General features: G+C 67.8%; 10 protein-coding genes and 1 pseudogene. 7 read left to right on the forward strand and 4 right to left on the reverse strand.

Annotated features, from left to right (window positions below; all coding sequences use genetic code 11):
* From LDL49_RS21905 to LDL49_RS21915, 3 genes are read right to left on the reverse strand one after another with little or no spacing between them, the layout of a single operon-like run.
* Window positions 1–1,062 (reverse strand): ABC transporter substrate-binding protein, encoded by a 1,062-nt coding sequence (locus LDL49_RS21905; protein WP_225292971.1) that lies wholly within the window; start codon window positions 1,060–1,062, stop codon window positions 1–3.
* Window positions 1,063–1,077: 15 nt separating this feature from the next.
* A complete protein-coding gene (locus LDL49_RS21910; protein WP_225292972.1) occupies window positions 1,078–3,588 on the reverse strand; it encodes a PA14 domain-containing protein in 2,511 nt (836 codons plus the stop codon).
* Between the two features lie 11 nt (window positions 3,589–3,599).
* Window positions 3,600–6,407 carry an MGH1-like glycoside hydrolase domain-containing protein gene (locus LDL49_RS21915; protein WP_225292973.1) on the reverse strand — a complete coding sequence of 936 codons (2,808 nt, stop codon included), beginning with the start codon at window positions 6,405–6,407 and terminating at the stop codon, window positions 3,600–3,602.
* A gap of 151 nt (window positions 6,408–6,558) precedes the next feature.
* Between LDL49_RS21915 and LDL49_RS21920 the strand changes: the two genes are divergently transcribed.
* The 7 genes and pseudogenes from LDL49_RS21920 to LDL49_RS21950 all read left to right on the forward strand — a co-directional run bounded on the left by LDL49_RS21920 (window position 6,559) and on the right by LDL49_RS21950 (window position 12,855).
* Window positions 6,559–7,359 carry a DeoR/GlpR family DNA-binding transcription regulator gene (locus LDL49_RS21920; protein WP_225292974.1) on the forward strand — a complete coding sequence of 267 codons (801 nt, stop codon included), beginning with the start codon at window positions 6,559–6,561 and terminating at the stop codon, window positions 7,357–7,359.
* A 74-nt stretch (window positions 7,360–7,433) separates the two neighbouring features.
* Window positions 7,434–8,915, forward strand: a complete 1,482-nt coding sequence (locus LDL49_RS21925) for a sugar ABC transporter ATP-binding protein (protein WP_225292975.1) — start codon at window positions 7,434–7,436, stop codon at window positions 8,913–8,915.
* A 30-nt stretch (window positions 8,916–8,945) separates the two neighbouring features.
* Entirely contained in the window at window positions 8,946–9,182 is a 237-nt protein-coding gene (locus LDL49_RS21930; RefSeq protein ID WP_225292976.1) for a hypothetical protein, read from the forward strand.
* A gap of 489 nt (window positions 9,183–9,671) precedes the next feature.
* Window positions 9,672–10,139, forward strand: a complete 468-nt coding sequence (locus tag LDL49_RS21935; RefSeq protein ID WP_225292977.1) for an HAD family hydrolase — start codon at window positions 9,672–9,674, stop codon at window positions 10,137–10,139.
* A gap of 85 nt (window positions 10,140–10,224) precedes the next feature.
* Window positions 10,225–10,896 (forward strand): hypothetical protein, encoded by a 672-nt coding sequence (locus LDL49_RS21940; protein ID WP_372470393.1) that lies wholly within the window; start codon window positions 10,225–10,227, stop codon window positions 10,894–10,896.
* Window positions 10,897–11,478: 582 nt separating this feature from the next.
* Window positions 11,479–12,411 (forward strand): annotated as a pseudogene (gene ltrA / locus LDL49_RS21945) (group II intron reverse transcriptase/maturase); the annotation flags it as partial.
* 78 nt (window positions 12,412–12,489) lie between these two features.
* Complete coding sequence (locus LDL49_RS21950) at window positions 12,490–12,855, forward strand: group II intron maturase-specific domain-containing protein (protein ID WP_225292997.1); 366 nt, start codon at window positions 12,490–12,492, stop codon at window positions 12,853–12,855.
* A gap of 547 nt (window positions 12,856–13,402) precedes the next feature.
* On the opposite strand, the gene LDL49_RS21955 is transcribed toward LDL49_RS21950, so the two are convergent.
* Window positions 13,403–14,926 carry a S1 family peptidase gene (locus LDL49_RS21955; protein WP_225292979.1) on the reverse strand — a complete coding sequence of 508 codons (1,524 nt, stop codon included), beginning with the start codon at window positions 14,924–14,926 and terminating at the stop codon, window positions 13,403–13,405.
* Between the last annotated feature and the right edge of the window lie 659 nt (window positions 14,927–15,585).

The following is a 15,585-nucleotide window of genomic DNA, read 5'->3' on the forward strand; positions in this document are numbered from 1 at the left end:
TCAGTACGCCTCACCGAGGGAGTCCTTGGCGTTGGACGTGTCGTAGTCGCGGTCGGAGATGATCACCTTGTCGGGGATGGCCTGGCCGTCGAGGAACTTCTGCGCGGTCTCGAAGGCGAGCGGCCCGAAGCGGGGGTTCGACTCGATGACCGCGTGCAGCCAGCCGTCGGCGATGCCCTGGACGGCGCTGCGGGTGCCGTCGACGGACACGATCTTGATGGTGCCCGCCTCCTTGCCCGCGCCCTTCAGGGCGGTGACGGCGCCGAGCGCCATCTCGTCGTTCTCGGCGTAGATGCCGTTGATGTCGGGGTTGGACTGGATGAGCTGCTCGGTGACCTGCTGGCCCTTCTCGCGGGCGAACTCGCCGGTCTGCTCGAACGAGATCGTGATGCCGGGGGCCTTCTCCTTGATCCGGTCCTTGAACCCGTTCGTCCGCTCGGTGGTGACGTTGTTGCCGGGCGCGCCGAGCAGGATGGCGACCTTGCCCTTGCCGGAGAGGGCGTCGATCATCCGGTCGGCGGCCCGCTTGCCCTGCTCGTAGAAGTCGGAGCCGATGAAGGTCAGGTAGTCGCTGCACGCCTTGGCGTTGATCTTCCTGTCGACCGTGATGATCGGCACCTTCTTGGCAGCGGCCTGCTGGAGCACCGGTTCCCAGCCGTCGGAGTTCAGCGGCGCGATGACCAGCAGCTGCGCGCCCTGGGCGATGAGCTGCTGCACGTCGGTGATCTGCTTGGAGAACTGCGACTGGGCGTTGGTGACCTTCAGGCGGGCGATGCCGAGCTTGGCCGCCTCGTCCTTGATCGACTTGGTCTCGGCGATGCGGAACGGATTGGCCTCCTTCTCCGACTGGGAGAAGCCGACGGTGGCCGTCTTGAGGTCGAACTTCTTGCCGCCGAACTGGTCGAGCGTGCACGTCGGCCCGGCCGTGCCGCTGGGGCTCTGCACGACCTGCTGCCCGGCCGTGCTGGTGGCGGCGGGCGCGCTCTGCGGCTCCTCCGCCTTGGCGCAGGCCGACGCGGTGAGGAGTACGGCCAGCGCCAGGCAGGCTGTCCGGAGATTCATGGGGGTTCCTTCCTATCAGGCGCAGGCCGGGCTGATCTGCCCGGTGAGCGCCCGGTTGGCGGCGCTGACCCGCTGGATGTCGGGCTTGGTGACGGCTCTGTCGTAGGTCATGAGGCCGTTGAGCTCGGTCTCGACGTCGGTGGTCTGGGTGTAGATGGCGGCGCTGAGCTGGTCGCAGGCGTGCAGCTTCTGCAACTCCTGGATCATGCCGACATAGCGGGTGGTGAGGGCCGCCGGGTCGGGCTCGACCGCGTAGCCCCAGCCGCCGCCCGACCAGGTGTGGCCGATGAGCGGGAGTCCCAGGCCGCCGTACTCGCCGATGACGACCGCCCGGGTGTCGGTGGGCTTTCCGGGGACGCCGGGGCCCGGGTAGATGTGGTAGTCCTTGACGTCGCCGTTGCCGCCGTCCTGGGCGCCGCAGCAGTTGATGCCGCTCATGTTGTCGACCAGGCGCGAGGGGTCCCAGCTCTTGACCAGGTCGGCGATGCGCGCCTGGTCGTACTGGCCCCAGCCCTCGTTGAACGGCACCCACATGATGATCGACGGGACGCTGCGGTGCTGGTCGACCATCTCCCGCAGCTCGGCCTCGAACTGGGGCTTGTCGCTGGTCCTGAACATGGCGGGCATGTCCTGCCAGACGAGCAGGCCCAGCTTGTCGGCGTGGTAGTACCAGCGGTCGGACTCGACCTTGGTGTGCTTGCGTACGGTGTTGAAGCCGAGCTTCTTGGTCTGCGTGAGGTCGTACTTGAGCGCCTCGTCGGTGGGGGCGGTGTAGATGCCGTCAGGCCAGAAGCCCTGGTCGAGGGGGCCGAGCTGGAAGACGGGCCGGCCGTTGAGCAGCATGCGGTTGTTCTTCAGCTCGATGGAGCGCATCCCGAAATAGGACGAGATCTCGTCCTTCTTGGTGCGGACCTTCAGGTCGTACAGGAAGGGCTTGTCCGGCGACCACAGCTTGGGGTTCGGGACCGGCAGCCTGAGCTCGGTGCCGACGGGGCCGGTCACGGTGCCCACGACGCGGTGGCCGTCCTTGGCGACCACGGTGGCCGTGCCCGCCGCGCCCTGGACGGTCACGCGCAGCGCCTGGCCCGCGACGTCGGGGACGGTGTCGACGCGCTCGATGTGGTCCTTGGCGACGGGCTCCATCCAGACCGTCTGCCAGATGCCGGAGACGGCGGTGTACCAGATGCCGCTCGGGTCGAGCCGCTGCTTGCCGATCGGCTGCGCGCCGGAGTCGGTCGGGTCGGCGACGCCGACGACGAGCTCTTGCCGGCCACCGCGCTTGAGCGCGTCGGTGACGTCCACGGTGATGCGGTCGTAGCCGCCCTTGTGCGTGCCGACCTGCTTGCCGTTGACGTAGATCGTGGCGTCCCAGTCGACCGCGTCCAGGTGGAGGAGCAGCCGCTCACCGCTCCACGAGCGCGGCACCTCGAACGTCCTGCGGTACCACATGCGGTCCTCGTGGCGGCCGATGCCCGACAGCCGCGACTCCACCGGGTACGGCACGACGATGCGCTCGGCCAGGTCGCGGCCGGTCGGAGCGGCCTCGCCCTGCTTGGCGGCGGCGAACTGCCAGACGCCGTTGAGGCTGCGCCACCTGTCCCTGACCAGCTGGGGGCGGGGGTACTCGGGCAGCGGGTTCTTCGGGTCGACGTCCTTGGACCAGCGGGTGCTGAGGATGTAGGTGGAGTCGTTGACGACGTACGCGTACGGGAAGGCCGCCACGGGCGTGCCGTCGGCGTAGCTCAGGCCGGTGCCGTCGTAGGTGGCGCGGAGCGTGTTGCCGGCTTTTGCCGGAACCGGATATTGCAGCTTAAGAACCACCGTGTCCCGATTTTTCAGGGCTACGGAGGTTATGGGCCATTTGGTGCCTGCGACCGTCAGCGTCAGATGGTCGGTCAGAGTCGTCGGCAACGAACTCAGCGGCTTGGCGAACGTCAGCGTGGCCAGGTCACCGGAGGCGCCGACCGACGCGGCCGCCGGCCCGGGCGGGTCGAACCCGTCCGGCAGCGTGAACGCCGCCGCCGGGACCGCGGCCTTCGGCTGGCTGGCGCTCTGCCAGCGCAGGTGCAGGTTCGCCCCGCCGAAGTGCTCGAAGTACTCGACCTTGATGTCGTAGTCCTTGCCCGCCTCCAGCGCGATGGGCGTGCCCACCTGCTCCCTGTCCCAGTCGTCCACCCAGTGGTCGATGACGGCCTTGCCGTCCACCCAGAGCCGGAAGCCGTTGTCGCCGATGATCGAGAAGGTGTACGTCTCGGAGTAGGAGGGCCGGATCTTGCCGGTCCACCGGACGGTGACGTCGTCCTCCCGGCCGGTCAGCAGCTTGAAGACGGGGTTGAGATCGCCCTGTTCGAGGCTCGGGTCCACGACACTGGCCTTGAGCTCGCCGAAGTCGAACGCGCCGGGCGCCGAGGCGAGGTAGTAGTCGCCGCGCAGCCCGTGCCGTTCGGCCGCCGCGCCCGCGGGGGTGGGAGCCTGCCATAACACGGCCAGCAGCACGGCGATCATTGCCGCGAGTGACTTTCGCACAGATTGTCCTTTCACGCTGAGGGGCGGAGGGAGCAGGTCGGAATGGTCTCCTTGCCGGCACCGGGCGGCTGCCAGCGCAGCTGCAGATGGGCGCCGCCGAAGTGCTCGAAGTATTCGAGCTTGATGTCGTAGCTCTGGCCGGCTTCGAGGCGGACGGGGGCGCCGGTCTGCTCGATGTCCCAGTCGTCCACCCAGTGGTCGATGACGGCCTTGCCGTCCACCCAGAGCCGGAAGCCGTTGTCGCCGGTGATCGAGAACGTGTGGTCCCCGGTGCTGCCGGCGGTGAGCCGTCCCATCCACCGGACGGTGACGTCGTCCTCGCGCCCGGTGAGCTTGGCGAGCACCGGGTTCAGGTCGGCGAAGTCGATGACCGGGTCCACGACACTGGCCTTGAGCTCGCCGAAGTCGAACGCGCCGGGCGCCGAGGCGAGGTAATAGTCGCCGCGCAGGCCGTGTCGCTCGACGGGGTCGGGGACCAGGTCGAGTGCCGCCCGCGCCCTGGTGAGCTGCCGGGCGCCGGCCGTGTAGCGTGCCTCGGCGCTCAGTGCGGCCTGTTGACACGGGCTCGCACCGCCCGGGGGCGTCAGCTCCCATCGCGTGACCAGGCGCCCATCGGCCGGCAGCCGCTCTTTCGTGGTGGCGGTGAGCGCTCTGGCCGCCCACCCGGCGGGCAGCCGGAGCCGCACCGCCACGTCCCGCGCCTGCCGCCCTTGATTGACCAGCGTGGTCGTCACGGTGCCGGTCTTCCCGGGGACGACCTCGCCGGGCGTGACGGCCAGGCTCATGGCCTCACTGGAGCGGCTCCACGACTGCAACTCGACCACGCCGACCGACTCGGCGCCGAACAGTAGCCGGATCCTGCTGGTGGTGATCTCCGGGAACGTGATCCGGTTGAGCCCGTTGCCCAGGGGTTTGTCCGGCGAGCGGATCTGGCCGGGGATGTCCTGCCAGGCGCTGCCCGTCCACTGCTGGAGGCGGTAGGCGGTGGCGGTGCGCACTCCCCCGCCGTCGTCGTAGCCGTACCAGCGGACGTCGCCGACGGGGGTCGGGCCGCCGAAGTCGACACCGTAGTAGTCCTCCGTGTTCGGGGAGGTGTAGTTGGTCCAGCGGGTGTTCTGCGGCACCTCGTCGAACCAGACCTTGCCGTCGATCGCGCTCCAGGGGTTGTCGTAGCGCGAGGTGAAGGAGGCGATCGGCTTCGGGAAGCCGGTGCGCAGCGGGTTGGCCGCGTCGTTGACCAGCCGTTCGCCGTCGTCCTGCCGGGCCGGTCCGATCGGCACGGTGAGCGCGCGTACCCGGTCCGCCTGCCGTACCTGGACGCCGTCGACAGAGACGCGCAGGCCCGCGCCGCTTCCGTAGTGGGAGCCGGCACGGTCCCAGACCACGGTGACGTCGTGCCCGTGGTACGGCACGTTCTCGACGGCGAAGTGATCCCAGGTGGCGGGCACCAGGGGGTCGAGCCGGAGCGTGGCCCCCTCCTGGCCGCGGATGCCGAGCAGGCCCGACAGCACCAGGTCCGTGTAGGAGGAGTGCAGGTAGTCCTCGCTGTGGTTCCGCCCGTCGTACAGCCATCGGTTCTCGTCAGGGTGATGCGCCTCGGCCACGTACGGCTTGCCGTCGCGGTACTGCGTGAGCGCGTACGTGCGCAGCAGCCCGTAGTAGTCGTCCTTGGAGACGTAGGGCTGCGCCGGGTAGTCCAGGAGCAGGTTCGCCATCCCCGTGAGGACCTGCGAGGTGGTGAACGGCCAGCTCGGGCCGGTCCAGCGGCAGCAGCCCTGCCCCGTCTCGTGCATGAACCACGTGCTGCGGCGCTCCACGGTCGTCGGCCCGTACGGCGCGGCGAACCCCTGCGGGTCGAGCAGCTGCTGCCAGGCCCGCGACTGGGCCGCGTCCGGCAGGCCGAACTGCCAGGGGACGAAGCCGACGTCCTCCCGCGTGTCGAGCATCTTCAGCCCGGGGTTGTTCTCCTGGACGACGTCGTAGAAGAACGCCCGGTCGCCGTCCCACAACCGCTGGATCGTGTTGCGCTTCAGCGCGGCCGCGCGCTGCTCGAACCGCCTGGCGGTCGCCCGGTCGCCGGTCATGGCCGCGATGCGGCCGATCGCGACCGCGTCGCCGTACTGGTAGGCGTTGATCGACGGGCGGAGCGTCCTGACGCCGTTGAAGGCGTCGCTGCTCTGGTACGAGGCGGGCGACAGCTCCTTGGCGTCCCAGGCGGGCAGTTGCCAGTACAGGCCGGTGGCGGTGTCGTACTGGCCGTTCCATCCGTCGTACTGCTTGATCAAAGCGGGCAGCAGGCGTTTGGCGAACGCCCAGTCGCCGGTCACCTCGGCTCTGGCGTGGACGGCGTCGGCGGCCCAGAAGCTGTACTCGTGCGCCCAGTCGGGCGCGTTCGCGTTGACCTGCTGCGCGCGCTGTCCGGGGCCGGTCAGCCAGAATTTGAGGTAGTCGTCCAAGTAGGTCTGGTCTCGCACCCAGCGTCCTTCGTAGACGTGGTGCCCGGCCGCGGCGTTGATCGCCTGGTACGGCGCGGCGTATCCGCAGCAGTCGAGGAACTCCGTCAGCACCCATCCGTTCGCCGGGTCGGTGTAGCGCAGGTGTTCCTTCCAGACGCGCCAGCGGTAGTAGTAGACGTCCTGGATCTGCTGGTCGGGCAGGTCGACGAACGGGATGTTGGCCTCGTACCAGCCGGGGTCGTTGAATCCCTCAAGGTAGGAGCCGTGGTCGAGCAGTGTCCGCGGCTGCGCTCGGACCTGCGCGGGTACAGCGATGAGCGATAAGAGGAGGGCGACCAGAAAGGCGAGACCGGGAGTGCGCATGGCATGTCCTTCGATCAGGATCGGACAGGTTATGACCCTGCCTGGCTCCCAAATAAGCACCCGTGGACCGAGCCGGTCAAGATTTCCGATCAAATTCGTTCTCATATGATCATAGGTGAGCCGGAGTTGAGCATTCGACTATGATCGGGACGTGAGCGACACGCAGAGCGACGGCCGACGGCCGGTCTTCGCCGCGGAACGCCGGCAGCGCATCCTCGAATTGGTGCGCGCCAACGGTGCCGTGTCCCTGCGCGAGCTCGCCCAGTCCGTGCACTCCTCCGAGGTGACCGTCCGCCGCGACCTGCGCGCGCTGGAGTCGGAGGGCCTGCTCAACCGCCACCACGGCGGCGCCACCCTGCCCGGCGAGCTGTCGCGGGAGGCGGGCTACGCGCACAAGGTCTCGCTGGAGTCCGCCGAGAAGGGCGCCATCGCCGACCTCGCCGCGGCGCTGGTCGAGGACGGCGACGCCATCGTGATCGGCCCCGGCACCACCACGCAGGAGTTCGCCCGCCGTCTGACCAGGCACGCCGAGCTCGCCGTGGTGACCAACTCCCTGCTCGTCGCCCAGGTTCTCGCCGGTTCGCCGCGGATCGAGGTGATGCTGACCGGCGGCACGCTGCGCGGCTCGATCCTGGCCCTGGTGGGCAGCGCGGCCGAGCATTCGCTGTCCGGGCTGCGGGTGCGGCGGGCGTTCATCTCCGGCAACGGGCTCACCGCCGAGCGCGGCCTGTCCACGCCCAACATGCAGGTGGCGGGCGTCGACCGGGCGCTGGCCGCGGCGGCCGAGGAGGTCGTGGTGCTGGCCGACCACACCAAGATCGGCGTCGACACGATGGTGCAGACCGTCGCGGCCGAGCAGATCGGTCACCTGGTCACCGACGAGGGCGCGCCCGGCGACGTGCTCGACGAGCTGAGCGGCAGGGGCGTCAGACTGCACGTCGCCCGGATCTGATCGAATGTGACGCTTCTGTTACTGGATTGTTTCCTGCCGCGACCACGATCGAGGCGGAGGCAACCGTGCTACAGGTGGCTGGAGTTCTCAAGACGTTCCAGGGCGTGACCGCGCTCGACCACGTCACGCTCTCCGTGCGCCCCGGCGAGGTGCACGCGCTGATCGGCGGCAACGGCGCCGGCAAGTCCACGCTGGTCAAGGTGCTCTCCGGCGTGTGCCAGCCGGACGCGGGCCAGCTGCGCTACCTGGGCGAGCCCATCAGGTTCGGCAGCCCGGCCGAGGCCAGGCGGGCCGGCATCGCCACCATCCACCAGGAGACGAACCTCGTCCCGACCATGAGCATCGCCCGCAACCTGCTGCTCGGCCGGGAGCCGCGCGGCCGCCTCGGGCTGATCGACTTCACGGCCGCCAACGCCCGCGCCGAGCGGATCCTGGCCGAGTACGGCCTGCGCACCGACGTCCGCAGACCCCTCGGCACGCTGGGCGAGGGGGCCCGGCAGCTCGTGGCCCTGGCCAGGGCGGCCACCGCCGACGCCCGGCTGGTCATCATGGACGAGCCCACTTCCGCACTCGAACACGCCGAGCTGGAGACCCTGTTCGGCGCGGTGGCCCGGCTGCGCGACGAGGGCCGCTCGGTCGTCTACGTCACCCATCGGCTGGAGGAGCTGTACGAGGTCTGCGACCGCGTCACCGTGCTGCGTGACGGCCGCGTCGTGCACACCGGCCCGCTGGCCGGACTGGATCGCCTCCGGCTGGTGTCGCTCATGCTCGGCCGGCCGTTCCACCCCGTCGAGGAGCCGCACTCCGCCGCCCAGCCCGACGAACCCGGCGACGACCCCGTCCTGGAGGCGAAGGGGCTGACCCGCCACCATGTGCTCGACGGCGTGTCGCTGGCGGTGCGCGCGGGCGAGGTCGTCGGCCTCGGCGGCCTGCTCGGCGCCGGGCGCAGCGAGACGGCCAGAGCGATCGCGGGCGTCATGCCGGTGGACGCGGGCCAGGTGACCGTGGCCGGGGCGGCGGCGCGCAAGTGGTCGATCAGGAGCGCCATCCGCGCCGGCGTCGGCCTCGTGCCCGAGAACAGGAAGACCGAGGGCATCGTCCCCACCCTCTCGGTACGCGACAACATCGCCCTGGCCGCGCTCCCCCGGCTGTCCCGCGCCGGAATCGTCTCCGACGCGCAGATCGACGGCATCGTGGAGACGTTCATGAAGCGGCTCGGCATCAAGGCCGTCTCACCCCGGCAGCCCGCGGGCGAGCTGTCGGGCGGCAACCAGCAGAAGGTGCTGCTGGCCCGCTGGCTGGCCATGCACCCCAAGGTGCTGCTGCTCGACGAGCCGACCCGCGGCGTCGACGTGGCGACCAAGCTGGAGATGCAGGCGCTGCTCGACGAGCTGGCCGTCGACGGGCTGGCCATCCTGCTGATCTCCTCGGACGTGGCCGAGCTGGCGGGCAACTGCGACAGCGTGGTGGTCCTGCGCGACGGCGCGATCAGCGAGCAGCTCACCGGCGCGGAGGTGACCGAGGACCGGCTGCTCGCGGCGCTGGCGAAGGCCTAGCTCGCCGCCAGGCGCTCGGTGGTGGCCACGATGATCGCGTTTTGCCAGGTGGACCGCGCCGGCACCGCCGTGCTGCGCGTCGCACCCGGCGCTGACGCGGCCGGATGGATCGGCGGTCACGCCCACGAGATCGTGATCCCGCTCACCGCGGCCGGCAGACCCGCCGAACCGCCCCGCCTCCCGCACGAAGTGACCTCCCGAGAGCATGGCCACCTGCCCGGCCAGCGTGAGCGGCTGTCGCTGCAGCGCGCTGCTCAGCCTCGCTGAGCAGCACGAACTCTCCTCGGCCGTGCATGACGCCGGGCTCGGACTCGGCGCCGTCCCGGCCCCGCTGATGGACGACCTCCTCGCCGCAATGCGTAAGAGCGAGACGGTGATAGAGCGCAGCCTGGGCACGCATACGCGAGTCAACAGGCATGCGCCCGCCTAGGAACCATCCCGGCCGTGGTTGCGCACCCCCGCACCAGCCACGGCAGCCGCCCGGCACCGGCCCGGTCGGGCGGCGCGGCCGTGGGACGGCGGACCCCCGCCCGCCGTCCCACGGCACCTCCCCGACCGACCGTTTGCGCGAAGAACCCCCATGGACTCTCTCCCCGCACCCCCTGACGGCGGCTTCTACGGCTGGGTACCGGACCTGGGAACCGCGGAGGTCCGCCCGTGCTGGACGCGTCTAGCCAACCTGTTAGGCCGACGCCCTTCGAGCGGTACGGACCAGACCACAGAGACGGAGGTTCCGTGCCCTGCCAGGCCCTAGTGGTGGACTACGGCGGCACCCTCACGGGCCCCGACTTCTGCCCTGAGCTCGGTCAGCGGCTGGTGTCGCCGGGCGCCGCCGCGGTGCTGTGGACACTCCACGGTTTCCGGGTGCCGCTGGCGCTTGGATCCAACAACCGACCAGGCCAGTCCCGGCGGAAGGCCCTGCAGGCGGCCGGGGTGCTGGACCTGTTCGCCGCGGTGATCGAATCGCAGGAGGTCGGCGTCAGCAAACCCGACCCGGCGTTCTATCGCCGCGTGACGGATGCGCTGGGACTGCCTGCGGCCGAGATAGCAATGGTCGGCAACAACCTCCTCACGGATGTGACGGCGCCACTGGCCTGTGGGTTCGGCGAGGCGTTCCTCATCCGCCCGGAAGGCCAACTCCGCGAGGGCGAGGACTTGCCTGAACGCGGCTACGTGATCGACAGCATCAGCCGCTTACCTGCACTGTTCCGGAGGCCTCAGTGACAATCATCCGAGTTGGCACGTACAACCTGAAGGAGGGAGGGCTGGACGGCAAACACGATGCCCGGCTCCGGCAGCAGCTCGACAGCTGGCCGGCCTCAACCTGCATGCGCTGGCGCTGCAAGAGCTGAAGCATTTCGACGTCGCTGGAAGGTCGTGGTGGAGACCGTGGTGGCGGCTCCGGCAGGTGGAACAGGTCCTGGGCATGCGGGCCTACCCCGTGAAGAGTAATCATCACGGATGCCACTTGGCCTGGCTGATCCGCGAGCCCATCCGGGTCATCGAGGAGTGCCACGACCAGGCAACACCCTGGTGGCACGCCTTATGCGGCCTGCGGGTGGACATCGACGGGGTTAAAGTACACCTGGCCAACGTTCATTTCGCCCCTTCGGCACCGAGCATCCGGAAAATGGAAGCCGAGGCGTGCAGCCTGATCCCGCAGCAGGGGCCTGCGATCGTGGTGGGGGATATGAACGCTTTCTCCATCAGCGACCCGCACCTCCCCGCCGGTAGCAAGCTGCCGTTGAAGGAACGCAAGAAGTACAAGCGCGGACCGGCAAAAGAGCTGGAAGGGGCGGGCCTACGCGACATGGGCGCGCTCCTAGGTGATGCTGCCCCGACTGTGGGACATCGCAGCGGCCTGGCGTACCGCTGTGACCGCATCCAGTGCGCCACGAGGCGCTGCCATTTACCGGACGGAGGTGAAAGACCTTCGTCGCTTCGCTGTCGTGGCAGCGGAGTGAAGCTGGAGGCAGGCTAACCCGGGGATTGCCGGGAAAGCTGGGAGCAGCCTCGACAAAGTCGGGACGGTCCAGGACTACCGGATGGGCCGGGCCCGGTGAGCAAGGCAGGAAGGTATACGAGAGGAACCGATGTGTGGGAAAGCTTCCTAAAGTCGCGCCAGCTCAAAACCCGGTGGATTCGGGCTGGAATTGCGGTGCGTCTCCCACTGATACACCTGTGGGAGAACTCTCAAGCCCGTGATGGATCTCAGGCTTGGGAGGCCACGGTGAAAGCCCACGGCGTAGCCGTGGCGATGCCGCGGGAGCAGAGTCGGGTGCCTAACCTGCCGACCGGATGGCAGTGAACGTGGGAACCGCCCGCATTCCATTCCAGGGAACTTTCGCTGCCGCGACGGAGTCCTGGATAGGTGCGATGCCTGCCGAACGATGCGGGCGGGACGGAGCCGCCGTAGTACTCCGAGGTCGGGAAAACCGGCCACATGGGAAAGGGCGGCAGCGTGTTCAGCAAGGAAGGAACTGTAATGTCCGGAGATACGCCGGTGAACACCGGTGTCTTGGAGTGGCCGCATCCAGACGCGGCCTACTTCAGGGTACGGAAGATGCAGGCCAAATTGCATCAATGGGCGAAGGACAATCCTTCGCGCCGGTTTTATGATCTGTTCAATCTCATTTATGATCCGGCCTTTCTGGTACACGCGTGGGAGCGGGTTTCCAGGAATACCGGGTCAAGGACGGCAGGCATCGACCGGGTCACGGTCCGCTGGATCGAGGCCAGGTTCGGTGTCGTCCCTTACCTGCACCGCGTCCGCGAGGAGGTCAAATCGCGAACGTTTCAACCGGACCCGGTCCGACGAGTGGCCATCCCCAAGGCCAACGGGAAGACTCGGAAGCTGGGGATCCCAACCGTGACTGACCGGGTGGTGCAGGCGGCGCTCAAACTGGTACTGGAGCCGATTTTCGAGGCGGACTTTCTGCCGTGCTCGTATGGGTTCCGCCCAAACCGCAGAGCACACGATGCTATCGCCGAGATCCACCAGCTGGCCTCCAGCGGCGTCGGATACGAATGGGTGCTCGACGCCGACATCGCCGCATGCTTTGACGAGATTTCGCATACGGCACTAATGGAACGCCTTCGGGCAAGGATCAAGGACAAGCAAGTATGTACTCTGGTAAAGGCGTTTCTTAAGTCTGGGGTCATGACCTCGGATGGATGGGAGCAGTCACCGGCAGGTGCACCGCAAGGCGGCATTCTGTCGCCCGTCCTCGCGAACATTGCGCTCTCCGCGCTGGACGAATACATCGCCCGGCAGTGGGAGCCCAGAGGGTAGAAACGGCAATATCTCCGTCGTAAAGGGCATGGGAATTGGAAGCTGATCCGATACGCCGACGATTTCGTGATTATGGTGTATGGGAAACGTGACCACGCCGAGGCTCTACGAGCCGAAGTGGCAGGCGTACTAAAGCCCCTTGGGCTGCGTCTGTCGCCGGAGAAGACCCGCATCGTCCACATAGATGAGGGCTTTGAGTTCCTCGGATTCCAAATCCAACGGAGAAGGAAACGCGGAACAAACAAGCAGTACATCTACACCATTCCATCAAAGAAAGCCGTTATGGCGATCCGCGACAAGGTGAGACGTCTGACACACAGATCAACTCGGAACACGGCCACCGACGTCATGATCCGCACGGTGGACCGCATGATTCGGGGTTGGGCGAACTACTTCAGGCACGGCGTATCAAAGGCCGTATTCAACACCCTCGACAACTTTGTCTGGTGGCGGCTTGTCCAGTGGATACGCCGGAAGCACTCCCGCATCTCTCTCAAAGTGATCCGGCAACGGTTCTGCGTCGAGGGATGGAGTCTCGCCTACAACGGGGCCACCTACAACGGCGCTTCCAGCGTCGCAGTAGTCCGCTATCGCTATCGCGGGGACAGGATCCCCTCACCGTGGGCCCCACAACCGCAAGCCCATTGACATGAACACGTGGAGAGCCCGGTGCTCGGAGACGGGCACGCCGGGTTCGGCGGGCGGGTCCGGGAAACGGACCGGGAGCAATCTCGGCACCGCGTTCGGACCCGACCCAACCACCAATCTGCCGCAGAAGGCGCTGATCAGTCACCACGTCATCCAGGAAAAGAAGCCGAAATCGGACCACAGAGCCGTCGTGGCCGAGATGACGATTGCCACCTCTTGAAATAGGCTTATCCCGGCGCCGTGGTTGTGCGAGCCCACCGCCCCAACCATGGCACCGCCCCGGCCTACCACCGGCCAGGGCTACCACCGGCCAGGGCTACTCCTACACAGATCCGATGCCCTCGCGATCTTTCCCTCGGTCGGCTCACATCGAGCTGATAGCCCCCTACAGAACGGGACCAGCCGCCCGCAGCTTCCTAGACCGTTCCCGCGCCTTGCTCAGTGTTAGATAGTGCCCTGCGTTTTCGGCGTCTCACTCCGTTGCCAGCGGGACGACCGCTCAACCGCGACTTTTCCTTCCCACCGCCGCAGCAAGGGCCGGAGTGGGTTACGGCTTGCGGTAGCCGAGGGTGTAGGGGCTGGAGCCGCTTGAGGAGACCACCTGGTAGCGGTAGTAGCCGGCTGTGCCGGTGTAGGTGATCTTCTCGTCGGGGCTCGCGCTGTTGGAGGTGGCGACAGTCGGCCAGGTGCGGCCGTTCCATTTCTGCAGGTACAGGTCGAAGTCGGCGCCGTCGTTCGCGTCCAGGCAGCCGGCATGGACGCCTGTGGCGTTCGAGTAGTAGTACGAGCCGCCCGGCTGGTAGGCGGACTGGCCGTTGGTCAGGGAGCCGGTGTAGGTGCTCGGGAAGCCGGTGCAGGTGCCCGTGACCGGCGGCGGCGGGTTGCCCGCGGTGGTCCTCAGTGTCAGGCCGTAGGCGGTGAGGATCTCGCCGATCGGCTGGAAGTAGGTGGTGCCGCCCGAACTGCAGTCGCCCGAACCGCCGGAGGTGACTCCTTGGGCCTGGTCGATGGAGATGAAGGAGCCGCCCGAGTCGCCGGGTTCGGCGCAGACGTTGGTGCGGGTCAGCTGGTAGATGGTGCCTTGGGGGTAGGTGACGCTGGCGTCGCGCTGCTGGATGACGCCGCAGTGCCAGTCGGTGGTGGAGCCGGACCGGCAGACCGACGCGCCTTCGATGGCGACTCTGGCGCCGGCGACGGGCACGGTGCCGCCCTCGCCGTTGTCCACCGCGGGCTGGGGTGTCCAGTTGGAGTTCACCGCGATCCAGGAGTAGTCGCTGCCGGGGAAGGTCGATCCCTGGAAGACGCCTTGGGCTACGCGGTTGAAGCCGGTGGTGGTGTCGCCGGCTTTACCGCAGTGGCCGGCGCTGACGAACCCGCTCTGGGTGCCCTTGACCACGGGGAAGCCGATCGAGCAGCGGCTGGTGGTGCCGATGTAGTAGGCATTGCCGCCCACCAGGTCATGCAAGGGCTGGGCGACTTCGGTGGAGGGCAGCACGAGCACCGACTCTTTGTTCACGCCGGTGCCCTCGACGACGGTCTGGGTCTCGTCGGGTTTCGGGGCCAGGATGACCACTTTGTTGCGCTTGACGTCGACGTAGCGCGCGCTCGACAGCAGCGGCTTCACGGGCAGAGCATGGTCGAGCTTCGTCTTGATCGCGGCCAGTTCCCCCAGCGACCTGGTGACGATCTCAGCAGCGGCGCCAGCGTTGAGAATCTGGGGAATGTCGGCGGCGCTGGTGGTGGCCACCACGAGGGTGTGCGCGCTGCCTCCCCGGAGCCAGGTGCCGGCGAAGCGGCTGCCGAGCCGCCTGGTCAGCTGCGCCGCGATCGGAGTCAGGCGGGCCTCATTGAGCAGGCGGGCCTGGGCCTGCGCAATACTGAGATGCAGGTCGCGTGCGAGCGCCTCCAGCATGCCCGGCGGCGGCTTCAGCATGGTCGCGGCGGTCATGGCGGCGGGGATCGCGGCGGGGATGGTTGTTGTCTGGCCTTCGGCGCCGGCCGGGATGGCGGCCAGACCAAGGGCAGTGATCGCGAGGGCGCATCCCGTACTCACGGCATGGCTGCGGGGCATGGAGTCTCTCCTCAACCTCGGCTTTTCTGGGCATGAGGGGAGATCGCCTCGTATCACAGAGTGATCATGCGATGTCGGCAACGCCACCTTAATCCAGCCGCTGGCGACCAAGGCCGCGAAACACGCGGGCGGCATTGAATTTCCTCGAGCATGCTGGAGGGCCCGTAGACCACGCCGGTGACTGCGTCGAGCGCTGGCGAGCCCCGCGGTGGCCGATGTACGTCTCCGAAGCCGTACGGTATCGCTGGTCTGGCGGAATACCGATTCCATGTACTGGGTGACTCGTTGACGACCGGTCATCAGGAGTGACGGGTCCATGCGATCCTTCGTGTCGTTACGTTGAGTAGCTGAATGAAGGCGCAACGTGTCCCTCCGGGCGTCTGTGTCGTTTTGTGGTCGTCACGATGTGCTGGGATCGCCCTCCACAGCACCGAGGCGGTCATGGTCCGCAGAACCCGGCGGCTGCCCCAGGGACGACCGCTGCGGCCGATTCCGGGGCAGCCGCATCAGCTGCAAGGCATAGGAGCCAACGGCAAGTTCACCGACGGGCGCATACCTCCGCAGGCCTCAGCATTCGCCCCGCAGTTCGGCTATCGGACAGACTCTCGGCAAAAGCAAAGAGAGCGGCCTCATGATCACAGGTGTGATCATGAGGCCGC

The organism is Nonomuraea aurantiaca, from assembly GCF_020215705.1.
Taxonomy (GTDB): Bacteria; Actinomycetota; Actinomycetes; order Streptosporangiales; family Streptosporangiaceae; genus Nonomuraea; species Nonomuraea aurantiaca.

Excerpts from the sequence above, each read along its gene's own strand:
- LDL49_RS21905 (WP_225292971.1), bottom strand. The coding sequence starts at position 1,062 with ATGAATCTCCGGACAGCCTGCCTGGCGCTGGCCGTACTCCTCACCGCG.
- LDL49_RS21915 (WP_225292973.1), bottom strand. The coding sequence starts at position 6,407 with ATGCGCACTCCCGGTCTCGCCTTTCTGGTCGCCCTCCTCTTATCGCTC.
- LDL49_RS21930 (WP_225292976.1), top strand. The coding sequence starts at position 8,946 with ATGATCGCGTTTTGCCAGGTGGACCGCGCCGGCACCGCCGTGCTGCGC.
- LDL49_RS21950 (WP_225292997.1), top strand. The coding sequence starts at position 12,490 with ATGGCGATCCGCGACAAGGTGAGACGTCTGACACACAGATCAACTCGG.
- LDL49_RS21955 (WP_225292979.1), bottom strand. The coding sequence starts at position 14,926 with ATGCCCCGCAGCCATGCCGTGAGTACGGGATGCGCCCTCGCGATCACT.